Below are 21,136 nucleotides of genomic sequence, written 5' to 3' on the forward strand. Positions count from 1 at the left end.
CATGAGCCAAGACACCCTGATCGAAGTCCGCGACCTGGCGGTGGAGTTCGTCACCGGCGAGCAGGTCAACCGCGTGGTCGACGGCATCAGCTTCGACATCCGCAAGGGCGAGACCCTGGCCCTGGTCGGCGAAAGCGGCTCGGGCAAGTCGGTGACCGCCCACTCGATCCTGCGCCTGCTGCCCTACCCGCTGGCGCGGCATCCTTCTGGCACCATTCATTACGAAGGCAAGGACCTGCTGCACCTGGGCGAAAAGCCCATGCAGCGCATTCGCGGCAACCGCATCGCGATGATCTTCCAGGAGCCGATGACCTCGCTGAACCCGCTGCACAGCATCGAGAAGCAGATCAACGAGATCCTCTTGCTGCACAAGGGCCTCACCGGCAAGGCCGCCACGGCGCGCACCCTGGAGCTGCTGGAACTGGTCGGCATTCCCGAGCCGCACAAGCGCCTGAAAGCCCTGCCCCACGAGCTGTCCGGTGGCCAGCGCCAGCGGGTGATGATCGCCATGGCCCTGGCCAACGAACCCGAACTGCTGATCGCCGACGAGCCCACCACGGCGCTCGACGTGACCGTGCAGTTGAAGATCCTCGACCTGCTCAAGGAGCTGCAGGCGCGCCTCGGCATGGCCCTGCTGCTGATCAGCCACGACCTCAACCTGGTACGCCGCATCGCCCACCGCGTGTGCGTGATGCAGTGCGGCAAGATCGTCGAGCAGGCCGATTGCGCCACGCTGTTCAGCAAGCCGCAGCATCCGTATACGCAGATGCTGATCAACGCCGAGCCCAGCGGCGCACCGGCTGCGAATGCCGAAGGCGCGCCGTTGCTGGAGGTGAAGGACCTGAAGGTGTGGTTCCCGATCAAGAAGGGGCTGCTGCGCCGCACCGTGGACCATGTGAAGGCCGTGGACGGGGTGAACTTCAGCCTGCCCCAGGGGCAGACGCTGGGCATCGTTGGCGAGAGTGGCTCGGGCAAGTCCACCTTGGGGCTGGCCATCTTGCGGTTGATATCCAGCCAGGGTGGGATTCGCTTCCATGGGCAGAATCTTGAGGGGCTGAACCAGAAGGAAGTGCGGCCTCTGCGGCGGGAAATGCAGGTGGTGTTCCAGGACCCCTTTGGCAGCCTGAGCCCGCGCATGTGCGTGGCGGATATCGTTGGCGAGGGGTTACGGATTCACAAGATCGGCACGCCGGCCGAGCAGGAAGCGGCGATTATCGCGGCGTTGGAGGAAGTGGGGTTGGATCCGCGGACGCGGCATCGGTATCCCCATGAGTTTTCCGGCGGGCAGCGGCAGCGGATTGCGATTGCGCGGGCGTTGGTATTGAAGCCGGCGTTGATTCTGCTGGATGAGCCGACCTCGGCGCTGGATCGGACGGTGCAGCGGCAGGTGGTTGAGCTGCTGCGGAATTTGCAGGTTAAGTACAACCTGACTTATCTGTTTATCAGCCATGACCTGGCAGTGGTCAAGGCGTTGAGTCATCAGTTGATGGTGATCAAGCATGGGCAGGTCGTTGAGCAGGGGGATGCGCAGGCGATCTTTCATGAGCCGCGGCATGGGTATACGCGGCAATTGCTGGAGGCAGCGTTTTTGGGCACGAGCTCGGTTGCCTGAAGCAGCATGGGCTGCGACCTGCCAGGGAGCGGGCGGTACATCACCGGTTTATAGACATGCACCAAGGCGGACAGTAGAGACCTCACAGGCATAACTGGCCCGAAACAGATGTAGGAGCCGGCTTGCCGGCGAAGCGCCGCGCGGGCGGCGCTCGATCTCAAGAGCGCTGCAAAAACACCGGCAAGCACCTGGTGGCCATCACCCGATATCCCGACATGCACCCGAAGGCCACCGCGTAATTCTGCTTATCCAAATCCAGCGGTGTGGCGCCCAGGAGCCTGTCTTGGGACCGCATGACGGCCACCAAGTGCCTGCCGACAGGTTTGCAGCGCCCATGAGATCGAGCGCCGCCCGCGCGGCGCTTCGCCGGCAAGCCGGCTCCTACGTTAGTTTCGGGCCAGTTATGTCTGCGCCGCCGCGGCTGTGCGCCTTGTTCGCATTACGCGGATCGGCGTTGATTCAGGTGCAGATACCGCCGGTAGAGCCTCGGACGTTGCACTAGGGCTTTAGTCATTTGTTGGCAGGGCTGACGCAATCGCGGGGCAAGCCCCACACCACAGTGGGCAAGACCCGGTTCTACCAGGGCCAAGGGCAGACCAACCCGCTGTTCTGCATCGAGCCCGGCATCCCGTGCCAGCATGCGCGGGACCAGGCCTCGGAATTGATGGGCTGCGTGCGCGACCTGACGATCACCGGGATCATGGAGGAATGACCGTAAATGCTGTGGGCGGCGTATTACCTGAGTGCATTGGCCAAGGCGTTGATGGATGATGCGGAGTTGGGGATGAAGCACTGACTTCACAAGTAACGCGGGTCCTGTGTAGGTGCGGCCTTGTGTCGCGAAAGGGGTGCGAAGCAGCCCCAGCACTCTTCGCAACACACCAGAAACCAGGGGCCGCCTTGCGGCCCTTTCGCGACACAAGGCCGCTCCTACACGGGCTAGGCTTGGCGGCATAAATTCGGGATATCTCCATGGCATGTCATATCCGCCGCGCTCAGCGCGAAGACGCAGAAGCCATCAGTCGCCTCGTGATCGCGGCGCTGCGCGAATCCAACTCGCAGGATTATCCGGCAGAGGTGATAGCCCAGGTAGAACAGAGCTTTTCACCAGCGGCGGTCAGTGTATTGCTCGATAGCCGAGTGGTATTCGTGGCGGTCAAGCAGAACCATCTGCTGGGGACGGCAAGCCTCGATGGCGAGGTTGTCAGGACAGTGTTTGTCGCGCCCACCCACCATGGGACAGGTATCGGCAGACTACTGATGGAGACCATCCATACAGCGGCGATCAAGGCAGGCGTCACGGCGTTGCGCGTGCCTTCGTCCATTACTGCCGAGGGGTTCTACGCACGCTTGGGTTATCAGAAGCTACGCGACGAATTCCACGGTGGGGAGCGCACCATCATCATGGAAAAGCCCGATCTATCCCAGCAGGGCGCACCCACCTAGTACTCCGGGGGCATTACCGTATGCCGCAACCCCCAAATCGCCCGCCTCGATGCAGACCATAGCCCCAAGGCCGTCAACCACAACACAAACACCCCGTCACCAATGGCTGATCCGGATCATTATCGACAAAGGTAACCACCACCCCCATGCCCACCTGCAACTGCGGGGTTGCGCACTGCCAATCGGTCGCCACTGGCAGCCAGCAACTGCTCTTGTCATCGAACCAGCCATCGGGGTCCCAGGGCAACTGCACCTTGACCCTTGCCAGGCCCCTCTCCCTGCGGGCCACTTCATCCTCCAACGCCAGCACCACGGCGGTCTGCCCATCCGGCACCTGGGGCTTGCTGTGCACCACCGGCGGGCGGTAAAGCACGCCCCACGGCAACACCGCCTGGCCATCGGCCAACACCAGCACATGGCCCTGGGGGCTGTGCTGGAAATAAAAACGGATACCTGCTTGCTCGCACAAGCGCTGCATGAAATGCAGATCGGTCTCGTCATACTGGGTGCAGTAGTCCAGCTCGGGGTAGCACGCGCCGAGCTCGAAGCGATAAGCATCACCGACGATACCGTGCTCCTCCAGGATCAAGGCGACGATCTTCGGCACCGACAGCCGTTGATAGATCCTGCGGTTGATACGGTGGCGCAAATAGGACAAGTGCGGCACGAGGGCCAAGTGGTAGCGTGTCGAACGCGCCCCCCGAGGACGTTGCGCGATATGGTAGATCCGTCCGTGAATGCCCTGGCCACGCGGGTCAAAGCTGAAATACGCCGCGCGGTCGACATAGCCTTGCAGCTTCGCCTCTGGCCACTCGCTGGCCAGCTCCAGGTTGAAGAAGTACGGCCTGTTGGCCACCTCTTCCCCGGTGTAGCCAAGCACCTGGAAAGCATGCGCCACACCTTCGATGGTCAAACTCAAGTGGGTCTTATGGGCTGGGCTGAACATCCGCTGTTCTCCTCCTGCATAAGATGGGTGAAGCACGCGAAACCAGCACCCCGCCGCGCAGGACAGCCGGGCGCCGAGGGGCGATGCTTCACGGAATGCTTGAATCAACAGGCCGCGCACGCGCTGCCCGGGCCATACCGGCCTCGAGCAGCTGCTGGCACCTGGGCTCAGCTCAAACGCCGCTCTTGACCTTGGTCCAGACCCGGGTACGGATCCGCTCCAGCTTCAACGGCAGCGGCTCGAGCGGAATCAGCGTGGCGACCGTCTTCTTGTCGGGGTAGATCCACGGGTTGTCCCGCAGCACCTGCTCGACGAACTGGGTGGCGTCCTTGTTGGCGTTGGGGTACAGCGTGTGGTTGGAGGTCTTGGCGATCACTTCCGGGCGCATCATGTAGTTGATGAACGCCATGCCTTCCTTGGGATGCGGCGCATCCTTGAGCAACACCAGGTTTTCCGACCACACCAGCGCGCCTTCGCGCGGCAGGCTGTAGCTGATCCTGCGCCCGGTGTTGTTCTTCTCGTTGAGCGCCTGCGCGGCCAGCGCGCCGTTGGCCCAACCCACCACCGCGCAGATATTGCCGTCGGCCATGTCGGTGTCGATGCGCGATGAGTCGAAATACAGCACGTAGGGGCGGATTTTCAGCAGCAGCGCTTGGGCCTTCTGGTAATCCTCCGGGTTAGTGCTGTTGCTGGGCAGGCCGAGGTAGTTCAGGGCAATCGAGATGATCTCGCTGGGCGAGTCGAGCATGGCCACGCCGCACGACTTCAGCTTGCTGATGTTCTCTTCCTTGAAGATCAGGTCCCAGCTATCCACCGGCGCCTGGTCGCCCAGGGCCGACTTGACCTTGTCGACGTCGTAGCCGATGCCGGTGGTGCCCCACAGGTAAGGCACCGCGTAGCGGTTGCCGGGGTCGTTGACCGCCAGCTGGGCGAGGATATCGGGGTCGATATGCGCGAGGTTGCCCAGTTGCTCGCGGTCCAGCGGTTGCAGCACGCCGGCCTGGATCAGGCTGGGCAGCACATTGGAGGTGGCCACCACCACGTCATAGCCGGTGCGCCCGGCCATCACCTTGCTCTGCATGATGTCGGCACTGTCGAAGGCATCCATGTGCACGCGGGTGCCGGTTTCCTGCTCGAAGGCCTTGGGGGTCTCTGGCGCGAGCAGCCCGAACCAGTTGTACAGGTGCATCGCCGGCTGCGCGGCGGCGGCCGTGGTGCTGATGGCCGTACCGAGCAGCGAAGCCGCAAAAAGGGTTCGCAAACGTGATCTTCTCATGCAACATCCTTATCCAAAGCATGTATCTTCTGGCCCTTCCTGGGCCCAGACAGCGACTATACCGGGCATGCTCGCAGAGTAAATACCCAAGAATACTTAGCCCTGACCCACGACTCCCTAACCCAAAAGGGGTAGAAAATGCCGTTCGACCTACATGGACTGGCCTGGCACCGATCGATCGGCAAACTCATCCTGCAACTGGACCGCCCCGCATTCTGGAGTTCACTGGTGCGGGTCTTGAACGAGTACGTGCAGATCGACAACTGGGTGGTGCTGATCTTCAGCCACCAGCAAGTGGAAGTGGTGAGCTTTCCCGAAGTGGCGGATGCGCAAGAGGTCGATGCGCTCATTCATCGCTACGTGAAGGGGCTGTACCTGCTCGACCCGTTCTACATCGCCAACCGCGAGCAGCCGCAGAGCGGCTTTTTCCACCTGCTGGATATCGCCCCGGAATACTTTCTCGACACCGAGTACTACCACCAGTATTTCGCCCAATATATTTCCACCGACGAAGCGCAGTACAACGTCCAGCTCGACGCGGACAGAACCCTGTGCCTGTCCATTGGCAGCAAGACCCGCTTCAGCCAGGAGCAGATCACCGTGCTCGACCTGATCAAGCCCTGGGTGACCGCGCTCATGCGCCAGCGCATGAACTTTGAAGTCGATGGCGAGAAGAACCTCGGTGAACCGCCGCCCTGGCAAGCAACACTCGCCCAGCTCGGCACCCAGATCACCACCCGCGAAAGCGATGTGTTGCGCTTGTTGCTCAGTGGTTTTTCCAACAAGGAAATCGCCGGCAAGCTGTCATTGTCGACGGAAACCATCAAGGTCCACCGGCGCAACCTCTACGCGAAGTTGAACATCAAGTCGCAGTCGGAGCTGTTTGCCCGCTTCTTCATGGCCAGGCAGGAAACGCACCCGGCCAGTTGACCTCAGCGCTTGCCCAGCAGGGCCTGGCGCTCGCGCCAGATCTCCTGCACGAACGGATCGGTGACGCCGTACAGGCCATGCCCGCGGCGGATGATCAGGTTGGCGGCCAGCAGGTCATTGGCCACCGGCTGCACCTCCTCCACGCGCACCTCGCGCCCGACGAACCTCGAATACTCCGCCGCCGCCTCGCTGGAAAACACCCCGCGGGTCTCGCCATCTACCGAGGCGATGCGGGCGAAGATGGCCTGGGCCAGCACACCCAGCTCCTCGACCTTCATCAGCTCCAGGTCCGCCGCCGCCGAACGCAGGGTGGCCGCGATCACTGGCAGCACCAGATCCGCGCCGGAGCTCAGGCTTGGCGAATGAATCAACTGGCGCAAGGCACGGATGAATTCCTCGGGCCGGCTGCCCAGGGTGGCGAACGCCTCGCTCGCCACCGCCAGCGACGGTAGGTTATCCAGGCCATCGGCCGCAAGCCGTTCGAGCCAGAACGCGACATAGTCCTCGCCCAGCACCGGGTAGGCCACGTTGGTCGCGCCGGCGAACGCCTGGTTACGCCGAGCAGTCAGTTCGTTGACCATCGCCCGGTGCGAGCCGGTGCCGATGAACAGGAAATGCCCCGCCGGGGCTGGCCGCGGGTTGATGGCGTCACGCGCGGCCTTGAGCGCCAGCATCATCTGCTGGCCGTCCTCGGTGGTGATGGCGTGCTGCACTTCGTCGACGATCAACACCACATTGGCCTTGGCCTGGTCCACCACCTCGCCCAACGCCTGGGCCAGCGTCACGCCGCCCGCTTCGCCCAGGGTGTCGAGGTTGAAACCGAACTTGAAGCCGGCCAGTTCCACCTCGGCGCCGCGCAGGGCCCGTAGCCGCTGCATGAACGACGAGGCAGGGGTCTGCAGTTCGTGCAGGGCCTTGCGCACGGCGGCCAGCACCAACTTGACCGGGCTGGTCTGGGTATCGCTCCACAGGTCGACGTAGATCACCAGCGCGCCCCTGGTCTCCAGCGCGGGGATCAGGTCGTTCTTGAGGAAAGTGGTCTTGCCCGTGCGCCGTAGGCCAGACAGGAATAACCCGGAGCGCAGGCCGATATCCAACGCGGACGGCTCGAGCAGCTGTCGCGCCATGTCGGCGGCCAGTTCAGGGCGCAGGAAGATGTCAGCCATTGGATTACCCCAAATTATTCGTTGCCAATAATTATTGGCGTGGAATAATTCCATGTAAAGTCACGGTTGCCACACCTGCACGGTGATCCAACCCGCCAACCCGAGCAACCACCGGGCAACCACGCCATGACTCATGGGTACGCCACCGCTGCCGTTGCGCCAGGCAGGTCGATGCATGCAGCACCCTGGCCAGGGTGAACAGCCCGCCCAACCCTGTAATCAACGCCGCCAGCGTCTCGAGCGACACCAGGCCGGCATAGACCGCCAGGCCCGCGCGCATGCTGTGGACCTTGCAGCTCTTGATCACGATGCACTACAGCCGCCCCATCGACACGAATACCAGCGTGACTTGCGCTAGAGCGCCCGGAGCCAGTACGCCAAGCCTCTGCCTTGCATGGACAGGGCCTGTTCATCAGCGATATTGTTCCCCCGCAACTGCCCTCTCATTGCCGGGCGGAACGTACAGGGAGCAGAACGCATGTGGGTACTGGGCAAAGGACAAAAACCCTTCCTTGAGCTTTTACGAAACCTGTCCATACAGTTCATCATCACCAGTTTCATTGCCTTGCTGGCATACAAAGCCGGACACGCCTTCGATACCCACAGAAGTGCCGATGGATGGGTGTTGATCTTTGTGCTGTCGGTGTTGAGCGCGATCCTGGGGCTGGCCGTCATCGCCAACTTGAAGCCGTTCTTCGCCGCCTTCATCCACGATGAAGCCGCCGGTTTTCACGCGCACAAGGCAAGTTTGCCGGACATGCCGCGCGGAGCACGGTTCAAAAGTTGCGCCCTGTTCCTCGTCAGGCAGTGCAAACTCGCCCTTTTCGAATCTGTACTACTCGTGCTGGGCATTTATCTTGCTTCGATCATTGGGCTTTTTGTTGCCATCAACAGTGCGGCCAGCGCCTTTGGCAAATGACCCCATCCTGATCCGGGCGCTCATGCGCGCAGGCCTGCATGGTTTTACCGTACAGACTAGGTTAACGTGGCGCCCCCTTTGCAGACCACCCAAGGAGAGCCCGTGTCTGACACCTTCTACAACGCGCCGCAAACAGAGCGCACCTTCCCCACGCAAGAAGCCGAACAAGCGCCTTTCTACGTGGTTTCTCGCGGCAAGTTCCTCACCCTGTTCATTCTCACCTTCAGCCTTTACCAGTTGTACTGGGCCTACAAGAACTGGAAGCAGTACAAGCTCAGCAGCGGTGAAAACCTGTGGCCGGTCGCCCGGGCGATCTTCGCCATTTTCTTCACCCATGCGCTGTACCGCGCGGCCGATGCCCGTCTCAAGCGCGATGGCCGCGACATTCACTGGCCGCACCGCAGCCTGGCGACCCTGTTCGTGGTGATGCTGATCATCAGCAATATCATCGACAGCCTGGTGCGCAAGAATATCGGCTACCCGATGCTGGATGCCGTCAGCCTGGCAATGCTTCCGGTCATGGGCTGGATCACCTGGCTCGGCCAGCAGGGCCTGAACGCCGCCGCAGGTGACCCGCAGGGCCAAAGCAACGCCCGTTTCACGGCGCTCAACTATGTATTCATCGTGCTGGGGGCCGCGCTGCTGGCGCTGGCATGCTTTGGCTTGACGCTACCGCCGGAGTGATTGGCGGCTTTCAATCCGCTCGCGGCTGTTCTCAGAACAGCCCGCCCACGGTCAATGTGGCCCCGCCGCCGGCCTGCACCCCAGCGTTGAACCCCAGCGAAAAGATCACGCCCTTGGCCGAGCGCAACAGGCGCGGATAGATTTCCAAGGGCGGGATTGCCCCGCTGGTACCCAGCGCCGCAGTCCCCAGGATCAGCAGCTTGGGGTCGAGGCCGAACAAGACGCCTGAGCCAGCACCACCGCCGACCAGGCCCAAGCCGGCCTCGAAGAACACACAGCCGCCCTTGAAGTCGTCACGCGTCAAGCCTCCGCGCGCAGCGACCGAGTCCGCCACCAGCACCGCACCGATCGCCGGGAAGTCTTCGTTCGCCCCCGCCACGCCAACGCTGCGCCCCCGCACCTGCAAGTTGATCTTGCCGATACGCGGCAGACGCGCGCCAGCGCCCGCGCCAAGGCCAAGCGAGCCGTAGCGGAACTGCTGCTCGACCTTGCTGGGATCGGTCAGGGTCAGCAAACCCGCGGTGCCAGCGGCGCACATCACGGTCAGCCCGCCACCGCTGGCCGTCTTGTATCTCCAGTCGCTGACACTCAAGGGTAATGTGATCTGCATGTGAACCTCCTTGTATTGGCAGCGCTTGCCAGCGCTGGGGCATCCCCGTGCCCAGACCCAATGCAGCATAGCAACCCACCCAGCGCCGCTCCCATAGCCACTATCAGCTATTGCCCGGAGCCAGAAACCGTGCTTTACAGCCCCTGCGAGGCGCTGGATGGGCCGGTGCTAGAACGCGTAGACCAAGGTGGCCGTGGCGCTGCGCGGGGTGCCGTACCAGCCACGCGCGCCGATCGCGGTGTAGTACTTCTCGTCGAACAGGTTGTTGAGGTTCAGCGACACGCTGGTTTGCGGCGTGAACGCATACTGCGCCATCGCATCGACCACGCTGTAGGCGCCCTGGCTGAAGGTTTCGCCATGCGGCCCAGCGTCCTTCTTGTACTCCATGCCCTGCCAGCGCACCCCACCGCCAATTTTCAGTTGCGGCAAGGATTGCAGGCGATAGCTGGTGAACAGCTTGAAGGTATCGCGCGGCACTTCGGTGAGCAGGCGCTTGCCGTCGGAGTCTTCGGCCTGGGCATAGGTGTAGCTGGCGGAGACCTGCCAATCGGGCAGGATCTGCCCGGCCATTTCCATCTCGAAACCACGGGTCGTGGTGCCAGACTCGGCGCGGAAGGCTTGGTTGCCGTCTGGCGCCAGCTTGTCACCGTCAGCCACCGCGAGATTGTCCTGTTGCACTTCGAAGACACTCAGCCCGGTGGTCAGGCGCTTGTCCCAGAACTCGCCCTTGACCCCCAACTCATAGTTCACGCCCTCCAGCGGCTCAAGATAGCCCCCCGTGGCATCCTGCTTGCTTTGTGGCTTGAAGATGGTGGTGTAGCTGGCATAGGCCGACCAGTGCTCGTCGATGTCATAGACCAGCCCCAGGTACGGCGTGACCACCCCGCTCTCGCTACGCGAGGTGCGCGTGGTGGCGCCTGTGGCCAGGGTGGTATGGCTCTCGTCGCGCTTCCAGTCGATCACCCGCGCGCCGGTGATCAGCGACAGGTCGTCGGTCAGGCTCCAGCGCACCGAGGCCACCAGGCCGTCCTGGGTTTCATCCAGGGCATCTTCGGTGGTCTTGTTGTAGATGGCATCCGGGATCGCCAGCGAGCCGTCCCAGGTATGGATATTGTCGATAGCCTGGCTCGTCCACAGGTGGTAACCGGGGTTACGGTAGTACGCCTGATAGTGGCTGGCCCCAAGATAGCCCTGGTGTTCCCGGGAAAACAGCTCGAACGGGCCGGCAGCCGACAGATCGAACGAGGTCTGCCGCGGGTCGCCAGCCCAGCGTCCACTCCAGGTCTTCAGGCCACTGCCGTCGGGGTTGACGGTACCGGCGGCGGCAGTGGCGAAGGTGTCGTCATAGTGGCGGCGACTGTGTTCGGCGTTCAGCTTCAGCTGCCAGCCGTTGTCCAGCTGGTGCTCCAGGGTGGTGAACAGGGTTTTGCTGCGGCGCTTGTGGTAGCTCCAGTCCGCCGCCGAGTTGAACGAGCGCGACGGCTTGAAGTGGCTGCCATCGGTATTGAACAGCGGGAAGCCATGGTTGCCGGCCCCGTCGTTGTCCATCTCGGAATATTCCGCGCCCACGGTCAGCATCGTGCTGTCGCTGAGGTCCCATTCAACCACCCCATAGGCCACCTGCTTTTCCAGCGACTGGCGATCGATGTGGCTCTTGTTGTCGGTGGTCGAGGCGACGAAACGCCCGCGCACATGGCCGCTCTGCGACAACTTGCCAGACACATCCAGTTCGGTGCGGTAGCTGTCCCAGGAGCCGGCCTTGAGGGTCAGCTTGCGCTGGGTGTCGAAGGTCGGTTTCTTGCGGATCAGGTTGATGGTCGCGCCCGGGTCGCCGGTGCCCGACATCAGGCCCGTGGCCCCACGGACGACCTCCACCCGGTCATAGGACACCATGTCGGCCAGGTCGTCGCGAAAGCCGAAGGAGTCGGGACGGTTGAGGCCATCGACCTGGATGCTGCTGACCTCGAAACCGCGCACATAGATGTGGTTGGCATCGCTACCCGCCGGCCCCATACTGTCGACCACCACGCCCGGCGTCTGCTCCAGGACCTGGGTCACATCCGTGAGGTTCTGGTCTTCGATCTGCTGGCGAGTGACCACGCTGACCGACTGCGGCGTTTCGCGGGCAGAGAGGCGCAAGCCGGTGGCGGTGTTGGCAGCGCCGGTGGTGTAGCTGCCAGTGCCTTCACTGGTACTGCCCAGGCCTGTGGCATCGATGCTGGTCGCACCCAGCTCGATGGCATCGCCGCTTTGCACCTTGTCCAGCACATAGCGCTTCTCCCCCACCTGCAGCACGCGCAAGCCACTGCCCCGCAACAAGGCAGCGAAGCCTTGCTCGAGCTCGAAGCTGCCTTGCAACCCGGACGACTGCAACCCGCTGGTTTCGCTGTGGCTGAAGCTGATGGTGACGCCACTGGCGGCGGCGAACTGGCTGACCGCGGCGGCCAGGCTACCGGCCGGAATATCGTAGCGCTGCGCGGCGGCCCAGGCAGTGGTGGTCGCCAGCGCGGTACCGCAAAGGCTCAGCGCGAGGGTCGCCTGGCGAATGCAGCAGGCTAGCGAAGTACGGCGTGCGGACATGAAAAGGGGTTCCTGTACTGGGTGGGCTTGGGCACGGCTGATGCGCGCGCCCTGAAGAGCCGAAGCAGGACAGAAAATCTGCTACCCCAAATGCGAAAAATTCTCGAAAAGTTGAATCAGTGGCGAGCGCGGTTTGCCGTGGCAGCGGGCTTGCCTTCGATGCAATGGCGGTTTCAACCGACCTCGACAGACTCCAACCGCACCCAATAACGGGTCAGCCGCCGCGCACGCACCGGCAAGGCATCTTCCAGGCTGGCCAGGGCAATATCGGTATCGTCAAGGTTGAAGGCGCCAGACAGCCGCAGCCCAGCCACCTCCCGCGCGCAGCCGAGGTAACCGGGGCGGTAACGCGCCAGCGCCTCGACCACATCGCCCAGGCGCCAGTCGACGCTGACCAGCATGCCCTGCGCCCAGGCCTGTGCTCCCGGCGCCAAGGGCAGCAGCGGGCCCACAGCGTCAGCACTGAATTGCAAGCCGTAGCCACTATCGATGCGCACCACCTGCGAGGTGCCACTGGGCCGCACTTGCACGGCATGGGCGGCCACCGCGACCTGGCTCACCCCGGCGCCCTGGCGCACGCTGAAGCGCGTGCCCAGGGCAAGGACCTCGCCTTCGCCAGTGCGCACGCTAAGAGGGCGCGGATCCTTGGCGGTTTCCACCAGGATCTCGCCCCGGCGCAGGTGGATCAGGCGCTGGCTCGCGTCATAGTGGATATCCACACGGCTGTCGGTGTTGAGGTCCAGGCGCGTGCCATCGGCCAGGGTGAGTTGCCGGCGCTCGCCGATACGCGTCGCGTAATCGGCACTCCAGGGCGAAACCCGGTAGCCCTGCCACCCCACCACCCCGACCCCAAGCAACAGGGCCAAGGCCTTGACCGCGTGGCGGCGATCGCGTCGGGCGCTCGCCAATGTGTGCGCGGCGCCACTGGGGGCATTGTCCAGCCGACCCTGCAACTGCTCCAGCCGCGCCCAGGCCGCGGCATGGCGCGGGTCGGCGCCATGCCAGGCCTGCCAGGCGGCGTGGGTAGCGACGTCGACGTGGCTGTCGTGCAAGCGCACGTACCAGTCCACGGCATCGCTGAGAATCGCCTTCATGCGTCCTCGAACAACAGGCAGTGCATCAGCCCGCGCGCCAAGTGCTTGCGCACCGTGCTCACCGACACGCCCAGACGCTCAGCGGCTTTCTCGTAGCTCAGACCATCGAGCTGCACCGCCAGGAAAATCGCTCGCGTACGCGGGCCGAGGCCATCGAGCATGCGGTCGATGGCCATCAAGGTATCGAGAATGGCCGTGCGGGCTTCGGCGGAAGGCGCGTAGTGCTCCGGCTGCAGGGCCAGGGTGTCGAGGTAGGCGGTTTCCAGGCTGCGCCGGCGGTAAAGATCGATAACCAGGCCCCGGGCGATGGTGGCCAGGTAGTGACGGGGTTGGTTGAGGGTGGCGGCAGTGCGGGCCAGCAGTACCCGGATAAAGGTGTCCTGGGCCAGGTCGGCGGCATCGGCAGCGTTGTTCAGGCGTTGCCGCAGCCAGCCATGAAGCCAGCTGTTGTGCTCCCGGTAGAGCGTTTCCAGGCCTTTGTGCGCAGCGCCGTCGGTAGCAACGGTGGACATCGTGCCGCTTCCCCTCGAAAGATTTACAGATGCAAATAAGAATGTATCGCAAGTGTACTCAGAGAGGAGCAAATTGGGAATGCCGCAATTCGTGCGTGAACTGATTTGTAACCCATGTGGGTGAGCCATACCCCTACAGGCCAGGGTTTCGACAATCAGAGGCAGCATGAACACCGCTATCGAGCGCCGCAGCCGCCAGCCTGGCTACCTCAAGCCTGCTGCCCGGCTCGAGGCCATCCTCGATCATCCAGGTTGCCGATAACCCAGCCCATGCCAGCACCCATTGCAAGAGCCTGTGACGATCAAGGTCGGCAGCGTCCGAGATGATCGCTATCCGCCGCGCAAAGCTCCCCGGTACCAGCGCGCTTGCATCGTCCGGGTTGCAGAGGATATTGGCGTAGTCGAAACCTCGCTCGCCGCATAGCCCCTTGGGATCGATGGCAAGCCAACCGCACGCCCCGAAATCCAGGACATTGCCGTGATGCATGTCACCGTGCAACACCACCACATCGCGCGGAGCAGCCAAAAGCGCCCTCGCCGCCCTTGCGCTGTATTCAAGCACCCCACCGTGAGCCGCCGCCGCGCCCCACAGTGCTTCGAACCATTGTGCCAGCGGCACCAGCACCGGCGGCGATGCCGGGCGTGGCGCGTGAAGACGGGCCAGCACCGCGCAGAGGATGCGAGTGGCTTCGTCATCCCGGCCACCTGCGACCTTCTGTGCAAGCGATGCCGAGCCTTGCGCGCGCACCATCAACAACGCTTCGTCATCGTGAGCCAGCACGGGCGCCGCACCCTCGCCTGCCCACCAGGCCATCAACTGGTTACCGGCCCTCTCTTCCGGAGATTGGGCGATTTTCAGCATGGCGGGCGTGTCGCCCTGGCGTACGGGGAGAAGATTGCCGTTCAACGAAACGAACGCTTCCCCATCGACGGTCAGCCGCCATCGTTTCAGGTATTGCTCAAACATGGCTGCTATTACTCACTTATGCCCAACGACTGTTCGCTACCGAAGCATTGCAGCACAGATCGAACCACATGCCGAGCGCAGGACGCCATTCCACGCGGGCCAGTAACCTGGCATTTCGGGGCAGTAGTCGAACGCCGCATGGCAATTGGCCCCTGGTGCCGATGCATGACAACGCCTTATCGTCGATCGGTTCGGACGAATCCTGCCACGCTTGGTAAACTGGCGACCATTCACTCTTCCCATCGCCTGCCAGCGCCCCGCCGCCTGGCTTCGCTGAGTTCGTCCCGCACACTTATGCATTCTCAAGCCGTTACACCCACAGCCCCGCGCCCCGAGCCCTCCCGCCGCTTCTCCGTGGCGCCGATGATGGATGGGATCGACACAATCCTCTAGAGGCCTTGATTTTACTGGGCCACAGCCTTCCTCCACGCTACCTCGTGTGCACTCAGTGTGCAATTTCAGAACCACTCATCGCATCCCTCACGTCCCCCTCACCACTCCCTTTCGCTCCCTCAGCTCAGCATCAGTCCAGTCGCTGGATATGCCAATGCCCCCAAAAGTCTGTCCAATCCCTGGCACTGCCGACTGACACTACCCATATAAGTTACTGCTAAAGCACCAAGCTCCTCTCAGCATGAGTGCAACCCAGCTTTGGGTCACTGCGGTCGACTGCGACACCCAGGTATCTCGCACTCACGATTAGTGACATGAGGGCATTTCGCTCTCCCTGACTGCGACTATTCATGATTTCGCACACTAGCAAAGCGACATCTGACACGCCTCGCACTCACGCACAGTAACAGCCATGATATATCGCATTGACACATCGCGAAGTCAGAAGTATATCGAGCCATTTAAGGCACTTCTGATGCCAGGCCTGGCACTTGAGTTGCCTTTTTAGGCACTTTTAGCGACATTTAAGTCAGATTTTTTTCATAAAACACTTCCAACACCCCCTGCTCCATTTGCATAATAAAACTAGATCTTGTGAGTGGCCAGTTGTGTCTATGATAGACATTTAAGCTGCTCACTCTCCTTCGGAGGTTGCGCTGATGGACAATAACAATAAAAAAGGCAGGCCAACTCTTGATGCTTCAAAACGTCGGGGCAAACCACTCATCATTCGCTTGAGCGAGAAAGAGCGGGCAATTATCAAAGCCAGGTGCGAAGAAGCAGGTTATCAAGCTGCAGGGGCCTTCGTGCGTGACTTCTTGATCAACTCGAAGGTGGCAGGCAAGGTGCGCATTCCACTGTCGCACATCCAGCTCTCACTAGAACTACAGCGTATTGTCGGCCTTATTAACAAAGGCGAAGACAGCGAGATTGTTGTTCAGAGGCTTGTAGATATTAATAACCGCCTAATGGGCATCGGGGAATAATAAGATGATTGGTAAAATCACAGACAAGGGCATTGGCTCATTTCGTAATCGAATCGAGTATATATTCGGCTTGAGAAAACATGAGCACGCACTCACCACAATCCGAACGGTCGGCAGGAACTGCTTTTCTCCCGATCCGCTTCGCAATGGTCATGATAAAGACAAAATTGACGTCGAGGGAATGATTGCAGAGTTCGATGTTGTTGAGAAGCTCCGTAACAACGCCATCGACAGCGATCGAATTGTGAAGCCCGTTTGGCACGCAATCCTGTCACTCCCTCCAGGCGAGGAGCTCACAGATGCCCAGTGGCAGGAAACCGTCGAGATGTACCTCCGTGATCTTGGGTTCGGAGATGACAACAAATGGGTGGCTGTCCTGCACGGCGATACTGACCACCAACATGTGCATATTGTGGCCAACAGGATCTGCATGGATGAAGAGTTCTCAATGGTCAAGGACAGCAACGAGCGCTCCCGCAGCTGCGACAGCACATCCAGGATCGAGGATCACTTCGGCCTTAGCAAAGCCCCAGCGCCCTCAGAGACATGGGGAACAGCCATCTCCCGCAATGCCCTGGAAGCCGCTGAACGCGAAGGCACGATTCCCCTAAAGCACCGGATGATCGCAAAAATCGCTGGTGCCGTAGAAGCCTGCCAGGCCCAGGGCGGCGACATGTTCTTGCTCATCCAGCTCTTGCGCCGGCAAAGGGTCTTCGTCCACTTCACAAAAAATGCCGAGGGCCAACCAACCGGCATCGCCTATGAATACAACGGCACGATCATCAGCGGTCGCAAGCTGAAGCGATCAAGGCTCACTTTCCAAAAACTCACACAACAAGAAGGAATCAGATATGACCCCGAAACCTTTCCAGCTCTTGAGACAGAGGCTGCTCGAAGAGACGCAGAAAGCCAGAAGCGAGTCCGAATTTTCTATCTCGTGCTCAGAGCCCGTAATCGTCGACCCCTGCGTCTCAGCATCAAGGCGCGTCAGCAGCAAGAGCTCGAAGCGACCATCAAGCTGATCATCGCCGCGATCCTGGCCCTGTTCGGCATCCAGGCAAATTGGGAGATTGAAGACAAAAAGCCTGGCGAGCCCTACTACCAACTGCGTTCAGGATGGGCTTCCTTATCCCAGGTCGAGCAGGAACAGGAGTTGATGGAGGCCTGGGAAAACGACCCAGCACTCACCTTGCATCGGTAGCAGTCAACTGGCCATCACCCGGTGTAGAATCGGCTTTCGACACAGGGAGATGTGCCATGCCTACCATATTTTTGAGTCATAACTACCTAGACAAGCCAGTTGTAGAGCCTGTTGCTGTAGAGCTGAAGAGAATCTACGGCCAGGACTCAGTTTTCTATGACGACTGGTCTATCCAGCCGGGCGATAGCATCATCGGCAAGATGAATGAGGGCCTTGCGTTCCCGGACTTCTTTCTTTTCTTCGTGACCGAAAACAGCTTGAAAAGCGGCATGGTCGAGATGGAATGGCAGAGCGCTCTATACCAAGCGGCCAAAGGTAACATCACTTTTGTCCCAGTCCGTGTTGATGACGCGCCCATGCCACCGATCGCTGTACATAGGCTATTCATTGATATGTACACGAATGGAATCGAGTCAACAATTCAGCAGATCAAGGATCGGATCGCAGGCAAGACTGATTTCACACCGAAGCATTCAGACTTTTCAAATCTGACATACACGGTTGCCGGCGATCCGAGCAAAGAACTCAAGGTCACAGTGAAAGCAGCATTACTGCAAGAGTCCAACCCCAAATTCATGTTTTTGGTCAAAAATGAGATGGATGACGCCTTCGTTTGGATTGACGGCGCCGCTGCCATTCACTCGGGCCCACACCAGAATGTTGAGATTGAGGGAATCGGCAGAACCACGGGTTTGATAGCAGCGCCATTCACTGGAACTATTCGCCCAAACTTCCCAATCACATTCATCATCAAACCGAAGCCAGGATGCCCGCCTGTGGAGCTGCTGGATGTCCTTCACGAGACCAAGGCTGCGTTCTTCTCGCCAATACCTCGCACAACCCTCCAGTAAACAAAAATCCCCGCGCTGCGGGGATTCTAATTATTTCTCCTCAACGATAATCAATCCGTCACAGACCTGGTTACGCTGACGACGATCGGATCTGAGCTGACGCCAGCATGGTACGTGCTAACCCTGAACTCCAGTTCGCCGCGCAACACCCCGCCATTGCTACTGGCCTCCCCATCGAACCGCCAGGTATTCCCGACCAGATTATCCACCTGCTCAACCTTCACGCATTCCGAATACACCGCAATCGACACAGTGCCTGCAAACGCCTGGTCTCGATCATCAGTGTAAAAAGCGACCTCCTGCGCAGCCCCACTCCTGAACCTCCAGGACACTTCAGCAACCCCGGAAATCTCACCCCCACCAACCCCATTCACAAGCACTCGCGCAGGCGGGAAAACCTGGTCATTCACGGCTTTGACGACAAAGCTTTTTTCAGCTGCTTCGGGCTCGGTTTGACGTCGAGTTTGAGTTTTGACCAGGGTTTTCAGGTACACCGCACTGCCGGCATTGAACTGGCCGAGGGTGATGCCATGGCCTTCGGAGACGGCCCAGACTTTCGTGCCGGCTGCGGTAGCTTTTGCGGTGCTGCCAAAGAGTGCGCGGCGGACGTTTTTGAGCTGAGCAGTCGTCGCCGTAAGGATTGTGAACGTCTCGTAAGACAGCCACTCGCCGTTGATGCACAGGATGCCCAGAGCTTCGCGATTCTCGTTCTGGCTGTAGTTGTCGAGCAAGCTGATGTCGCCGCTGACGATGGGGCCTGTGGCGAGGGTTTCTGGTGTTGCCGGCAGGGCTTCGGCGAGTTGGAAAACAGGCGTGAATGGATAGACGCCCTGATCACGCCAAGACTCTGTGCCATGGCGGGTAATAAGCTTGTAATCCTGGCCAGCAGCTGGTTGCTCAGCGAGCACCATGACCGTTTTTGTGAGCCCTGCCGTCTCGTTGAAGATTGTCGGGGCCTCAACGATTTGGATGCTCACTGGGTCAGTCGGCTCGAACACTGGCTTTGTCCAGGTGCGCTCTCCGCCATCCGCGTAGACGGTATTTTGAACACCGAAAACGTCCTGTGTGAGGGTCAATTTTATGGAGCTGTCATTGAGACTGCCGACATCGACAGACATCACGCGCATGACCAAACCCTGGACGTTCAGTGGAGGCCAGTCGAGGGTGACAACGTCGAGCATTTCGATGTCGTACATCGAGCGATTGCACTCGACTACGCAACTGGCCAGAGGGACTGACAAAGGCCTGAGTTCTCGCTGCGCGACCTTGGCAGCAAGTGAACCGGTGGAGATGGACATGTAGTCGTAACTCACGCCATCGCTGTCGCCCTTATGAATGCGCAGGCCCAAGTTTTGAGCGGTGGCCGTACGTTCAGTGAATGCGTTTGGTATCAGCGAAGTCACGCTCGATCTCAAGCAAATCAGCTTTGTAGTCCGAGCCGCGAATGCGGAGAAGATCGACCTCCAGCTGATCTTTGATCGCCTGGACTTGAGCCTGCGAGTCGGCCAGGGCCGAAGCACGATCTGCTCGCAAAATGGCTTCCTGGTTAGCCAGAGCAGAGGTGAGATTCAGCTGCTCTTGTCGCTTCAGCGTGATCTGCGCTTCAAGATCAGCAATCGCACCCAGTGCCGTGCCGCGCTCCGAATCAGTAGTCGACTGACCCAACACCTTTTTCTGAGCAGCCAGCTGCGCCTGGAGCACCTTCAGGTCTTCACCAATGCTGGCTTTACGCTGGTCGCTGATTTCCCTGTTTGCTTTCAAATCTATGTTGAGCCTGACGCTGTCGAGGCTTGACGACATGGAGCTTGCAAGGCTGCCGGGGATTTTGTTCAGCAGTGCTTGGATACCTGGCACAAACGAGTTACCGACTAGGCTCAGCACATCCGCAAACGCTTTGCGATAGAACGAGACAAAACTGCTCACGAACTTGCCCAAGTACGTCAGTATCTGGTCGAAGCCCAGGGCGAAGACCCCGGCAGTATCTGAAGCCCCTTTTGCTATAGCGAAAAAGATCGCATACAAGGCATCCCCGACACGCCCAAACGCCGCGAATGCCTGGCCCGCTGCACTCACGATCCCGCGAAACTGTTGACGGCCAGAGGTGCCAAGCTCGTCAACACCAGTCCTAACGTCAGTCGTGCCCTGCAGCATCATCTGGATCAGCGCAGTGAACTCTGGGGCAGCATCCGCCACAGCCTTTTTGAAGCCCGTGGAGACTGAGGTAGAGAGCTCGTTGAACGTGCGGCTGAGCTGCTCGACGTTCTTCGTGTCCAAGCTGTTGAGCGTGTATCCAGCAGCCTTAGCATGTGCCATCAGCTCCTTGAATTTCCCAGATCCGTCTTCCAGGAGCGGAAGAAGATTGCGGAGGTTGTCAGAGCCAATCTGATCCAGGAAAGTAAATTGAGCGCTCGAAGACATGCCCTTCATGACATCCGAGATCTTCTGCAACTGCTCCAGGGGATTCAGCTTCATAAACTCGGCGCTAGATGTCTTCATAATCTGGAAGAAATCAATGGCACCGCCCGATTGGATTGAGTTCATCTCCTCAATTTTGATTCGAACTTCTTCAAGCGCGTCAACGAACTGCTCAGCGCCTACACCAGATGTTTTGAATGCCGCATACTGCGCAGCAGTCAAATCTTCAACACTGACCTGCAGGCGCTTGGCAGCAACATCAAGCTCAGTAAGCTGCCCAACCGTCTCCTTAATCGCGCTAGCGCCCGCAAATGCCGCAATCAGCGCAGTGATCTTGGCAGTAGCACTACCAAGGCCTTTAGACATATCGTCACGGGCTCGCAGAACGAGCTGAATAATTGTGCTTCCAGCCATTGTTATTCTTCTTTTTGGCTAAGTTGGTCGATTAGATTTTTGAACTCTTTGCCATCACCTGTGGCAATAGCGATGCGACTCATGTGGTCAGCAATGATCCTTGTCATCAGCTGATCGCGCAGGCGTTCTTTGTG

19 protein-coding genes and 1 pseudogene are annotated in these 21,136 nt (G+C 60.3%); 9 read left to right on the forward strand and 11 right to left on the reverse strand.

Going from position 1 to position 21,136, the window contains the following annotated elements:
- Window position 1 precedes the first annotated feature (1 nt).
- The 3 genes and pseudogenes from ACODS5_RS16045 to ACODS5_RS16055 all read left to right on the forward strand — a co-directional run bounded on the left by ACODS5_RS16045 (window position 2) and on the right by ACODS5_RS16055 (window position 3,058).
- The gene (locus ACODS5_RS16045) at window positions 2-1,612 is read left to right on the forward strand and encodes an ABC transporter ATP-binding protein (protein ID WP_489109106.1); all 1,611 of its coding nucleotides are present in this window, start codon (window positions 2-4) and stop codon (window positions 1,610-1,612) included.
- A gap of 526 nt (window positions 1,613-2,138) precedes the next feature.
- Window positions 2,139-2,408: pseudogene (locus ACODS5_RS16050) on the forward strand (DUF3077 domain-containing protein).
- A gap of 176 nt (window positions 2,409-2,584) precedes the next feature.
- Window positions 2,585-3,058 (forward strand): GNAT family N-acetyltransferase, encoded by a 474-nt coding sequence (locus tag ACODS5_RS16055; RefSeq protein ID WP_134692593.1) that lies wholly within the window; start codon window positions 2,585-2,587, stop codon window positions 3,056-3,058.
- A 73-nt stretch (window positions 3,059-3,131) separates the two neighbouring features.
- Here the strand turns inward: ACODS5_RS16055 and ACODS5_RS16060 are convergent, their stop codons facing one another.
- Both ACODS5_RS16060 and ACODS5_RS16065 read right to left on the reverse strand, forming a co-directional pair.
- Entirely contained in the window at window positions 3,132-4,004 is an 873-nt protein-coding gene (locus ACODS5_RS16060; RefSeq protein ID WP_134692592.1) for a contractile injection system protein, VgrG/Pvc8 family, read from the reverse strand.
- Window positions 4,005-4,176: 172 nt separating this feature from the next.
- On the reverse strand, window positions 4,177-5,280 hold the full coding sequence (locus ACODS5_RS16065) for a polyamine ABC transporter substrate-binding protein (protein WP_134692591.1): 1,104 nt from the start codon (window positions 5,278-5,280) through the stop codon (window positions 4,177-4,179).
- Between the two features lie 138 nt (window positions 5,281-5,418).
- Here ACODS5_RS16065 and ACODS5_RS16070 point away from each other — a divergent pair, with 138 nt between their 5' ends.
- Window positions 5,419-6,210, forward strand: coding sequence for a response regulator transcription factor (locus tag ACODS5_RS16070; RefSeq protein WP_134692590.1), 792 nt, complete (start codon window positions 5,419-5,421; stop codon window positions 6,208-6,210).
- A gap of 2 nt (window positions 6,211-6,212) precedes the next feature.
- Here ACODS5_RS16070 and ACODS5_RS16075 read toward each other — a convergent pair whose 3' ends face one another.
- Both ACODS5_RS16075 and ACODS5_RS16080 read right to left on the reverse strand, forming a co-directional pair.
- A complete protein-coding gene (locus tag ACODS5_RS16075; protein ID WP_134692589.1) occupies window positions 6,213-7,376 on the reverse strand; it encodes an AAA family ATPase in 1,164 nt (387 codons plus the stop codon).
- Window positions 7,377-7,407: 31 nt separating this feature from the next.
- Window positions 7,408-7,683, reverse strand: a complete 276-nt coding sequence (locus tag ACODS5_RS16080) for a hypothetical protein (protein ID WP_489109107.1) — start codon at window positions 7,681-7,683, stop codon at window positions 7,408-7,410.
- Window positions 7,684-7,854: 171 nt separating this feature from the next.
- On the opposite strand from ACODS5_RS16080, the gene ACODS5_RS16085 reads away from it, so the two are divergent.
- Together ACODS5_RS16085 and ACODS5_RS16090 are read left to right on the forward strand one after the other, a co-directional pair.
- Window positions 7,855-8,295, forward strand: a complete 441-nt coding sequence (locus ACODS5_RS16085) for a hypothetical protein (protein WP_489109108.1) — start codon at window positions 7,855-7,857, stop codon at window positions 8,293-8,295.
- A 102-nt stretch (window positions 8,296-8,397) separates the two neighbouring features.
- Window positions 8,398-8,979, forward strand: coding sequence for a hypothetical protein (locus tag ACODS5_RS16090; RefSeq protein ID WP_489109109.1), 582 nt, complete (start codon window positions 8,398-8,400; stop codon window positions 8,977-8,979).
- Between the two features lie 31 nt (window positions 8,980-9,010).
- On the opposite strand, the gene ACODS5_RS16095 is transcribed toward ACODS5_RS16090, so the two are convergent.
- The 5 genes from ACODS5_RS16095 to ACODS5_RS16115 all read right to left on the reverse strand — a co-directional run bounded on the left by ACODS5_RS16095 (window position 9,011) and on the right by ACODS5_RS16115 (window position 14,742).
- The gene (locus ACODS5_RS16095; RefSeq protein ID WP_489109110.1) at window positions 9,011-9,589 is read right to left on the reverse strand and encodes a hypothetical protein; all 579 of its coding nucleotides are present in this window, start codon (window positions 9,587-9,589) and stop codon (window positions 9,011-9,013) included.
- 168 nt (window positions 9,590-9,757) lie between these two features.
- Window positions 9,758-12,169, reverse strand: a complete 2,412-nt coding sequence (locus tag ACODS5_RS16100; protein WP_134692584.1) for a TonB-dependent siderophore receptor — start codon at window positions 12,167-12,169, stop codon at window positions 9,758-9,760.
- Between the two features lie 173 nt (window positions 12,170-12,342).
- Complete coding sequence (locus ACODS5_RS16105) at window positions 12,343-13,263, reverse strand: FecR domain-containing protein (protein ID WP_489109111.1); 921 nt, start codon at window positions 13,261-13,263, stop codon at window positions 12,343-12,345.
- Window positions 13,260-13,775 carry a sigma-70 family RNA polymerase sigma factor gene (locus ACODS5_RS16110; RefSeq protein ID WP_489109112.1) on the reverse strand — a complete coding sequence of 172 codons (516 nt, stop codon included), beginning with the start codon at window positions 13,773-13,775 and terminating at the stop codon, window positions 13,260-13,262. The genes ACODS5_RS16105 and ACODS5_RS16110 overlap by 4 nt, the downstream gene beginning before the upstream one ends.
- Window positions 13,776-13,908: 133 nt before the next feature.
- Window positions 13,909-14,742 carry an aminoglycoside phosphotransferase family protein gene (locus ACODS5_RS16115; RefSeq protein ID WP_489109113.1) on the reverse strand — a complete coding sequence of 278 codons (834 nt, stop codon included), beginning with the start codon at window positions 14,740-14,742 and terminating at the stop codon, window positions 13,909-13,911.
- Window positions 14,743-15,794: 1,052 nt separating this feature from the next.
- On the opposite strand from ACODS5_RS16115, the gene ACODS5_RS16120 reads away from it, so the two are divergent.
- Genes ACODS5_RS16120 through ACODS5_RS16130 form a run of 3 tightly spaced genes read left to right on the forward strand, consistent with a single transcriptional unit; the run spans window position 15,795 to window position 18,173 of the window.
- Complete coding sequence (locus ACODS5_RS16120; protein ID WP_489109114.1) at window positions 15,795-16,121, forward strand: plasmid mobilization protein; 327 nt, start codon at window positions 15,795-15,797, stop codon at window positions 16,119-16,121.
- 4 nt (window positions 16,122-16,125) lie between these two features.
- Window positions 16,126-17,322 carry a relaxase/mobilization nuclease domain-containing protein gene (locus tag ACODS5_RS16125; protein WP_489109115.1) on the forward strand — a complete coding sequence of 399 codons (1,197 nt, stop codon included), beginning with the start codon at window positions 16,126-16,128 and terminating at the stop codon, window positions 17,320-17,322.
- Between the two features lie 56 nt (window positions 17,323-17,378).
- A complete protein-coding gene (locus ACODS5_RS16130) occupies window positions 17,379-18,173 on the forward strand; it encodes a toll/interleukin-1 receptor domain-containing protein (protein ID WP_489109116.1) in 795 nt (264 codons plus the stop codon).
- 50 nt (window positions 18,174-18,223) lie between these two features.
- Here ACODS5_RS16130 and ACODS5_RS16135 read toward each other — a convergent pair whose 3' ends face one another.
- Together ACODS5_RS16135 and ACODS5_RS16140 are read right to left on the reverse strand one after the other, a co-directional pair.
- Complete coding sequence (locus ACODS5_RS16135) at window positions 18,224-19,576, reverse strand: hypothetical protein (RefSeq protein ID WP_489109117.1); 1,353 nt, start codon at window positions 19,574-19,576, stop codon at window positions 18,224-18,226.
- Complete coding sequence (locus tag ACODS5_RS16140) at window positions 19,545-21,002, reverse strand: hypothetical protein (protein ID WP_489109118.1); 1,458 nt, start codon at window positions 21,000-21,002, stop codon at window positions 19,545-19,547. Before ACODS5_RS16140 ends, ACODS5_RS16135 begins: the two co-directional genes overlap by 32 nt.
- Between the last annotated feature and the right edge of the window lie 134 nt (window positions 21,003-21,136).

It is taken from the genome of Pseudomonas sp. FG47 (genome assembly GCF_057809115.1).

What these genes read in the sequence shown, in the direction of transcription:
- ACODS5_RS16045 (WP_489109106.1), top strand. Translation starts at nt 2, where the DNA reads ATGAGCCAAGACACCCTGATCGAAGTCCGCGACCTGGCGGTGGAGTTC.
- ACODS5_RS16055 (WP_134692593.1), top strand. Translation starts at nt 2,585, where the DNA reads ATGGCATGTCATATCCGCCGCGCTCAGCGCGAAGACGCAGAAGCCATC.
- ACODS5_RS16060 (WP_134692592.1), bottom strand. Translation starts at nt 4,004, where the DNA reads ATGTTCAGCCCAGCCCATAAGACCCACTTGAGTTTGACCATCGAAGGT.
- ACODS5_RS16065 (WP_134692591.1), bottom strand. Translation starts at nt 5,280, where the DNA reads ATGAGAAGATCACGTTTGCGAACCCTTTTTGCGGCTTCGCTGCTCGGT.
- ACODS5_RS16070 (WP_134692590.1), top strand. Translation starts at nt 5,419, where the DNA reads ATGCCGTTCGACCTACATGGACTGGCCTGGCACCGATCGATCGGCAAA.
- ACODS5_RS16075 (WP_134692589.1), bottom strand. Translation starts at nt 7,376, where the DNA reads ATGGCTGACATCTTCCTGCGCCCTGAACTGGCCGCCGACATGGCGCGA.
- ACODS5_RS16085 (WP_489109108.1), top strand. Translation starts at nt 7,855, where the DNA reads ATGTGGGTACTGGGCAAAGGACAAAAACCCTTCCTTGAGCTTTTACGA.
- ACODS5_RS16095 (WP_489109110.1), bottom strand. Translation starts at nt 9,589, where the DNA reads ATGCAGATCACATTACCCTTGAGTGTCAGCGACTGGAGATACAAGACG.
- ACODS5_RS16100 (WP_134692584.1), bottom strand. Translation starts at nt 12,169, where the DNA reads ATGTCCGCACGCCGTACTTCGCTAGCCTGCTGCATTCGCCAGGCGACC.
- ACODS5_RS16105 (WP_489109111.1), bottom strand. Translation starts at nt 13,263, where the DNA reads ATGAAGGCGATTCTCAGCGATGCCGTGGACTGGTACGTGCGCTTGCAC.
- ACODS5_RS16110 (WP_489109112.1), bottom strand. Translation starts at nt 13,775, where the DNA reads ATGTCCACCGTTGCTACCGACGGCGCTGCGCACAAAGGCCTGGAAACG.
- ACODS5_RS16115 (WP_489109113.1), bottom strand. Translation starts at nt 14,742, where the DNA reads ATGTTTGAGCAATACCTGAAACGATGGCGGCTGACCGTCGATGGGGAA.
- ACODS5_RS16120 (WP_489109114.1), top strand. Translation starts at nt 15,795, where the DNA reads ATGGACAATAACAATAAAAAAGGCAGGCCAACTCTTGATGCTTCAAAA.
- ACODS5_RS16125 (WP_489109115.1), top strand. Translation starts at nt 16,126, where the DNA reads ATGATTGGTAAAATCACAGACAAGGGCATTGGCTCATTTCGTAATCGA.
- ACODS5_RS16130 (WP_489109116.1), top strand. Translation starts at nt 17,379, where the DNA reads ATGCCTACCATATTTTTGAGTCATAACTACCTAGACAAGCCAGTTGTA.
- ACODS5_RS16140 (WP_489109118.1), bottom strand. Translation starts at nt 21,002, where the DNA reads ATGGCTGGAAGCACAATTATTCAGCTCGTTCTGCGAGCCCGTGACGAT.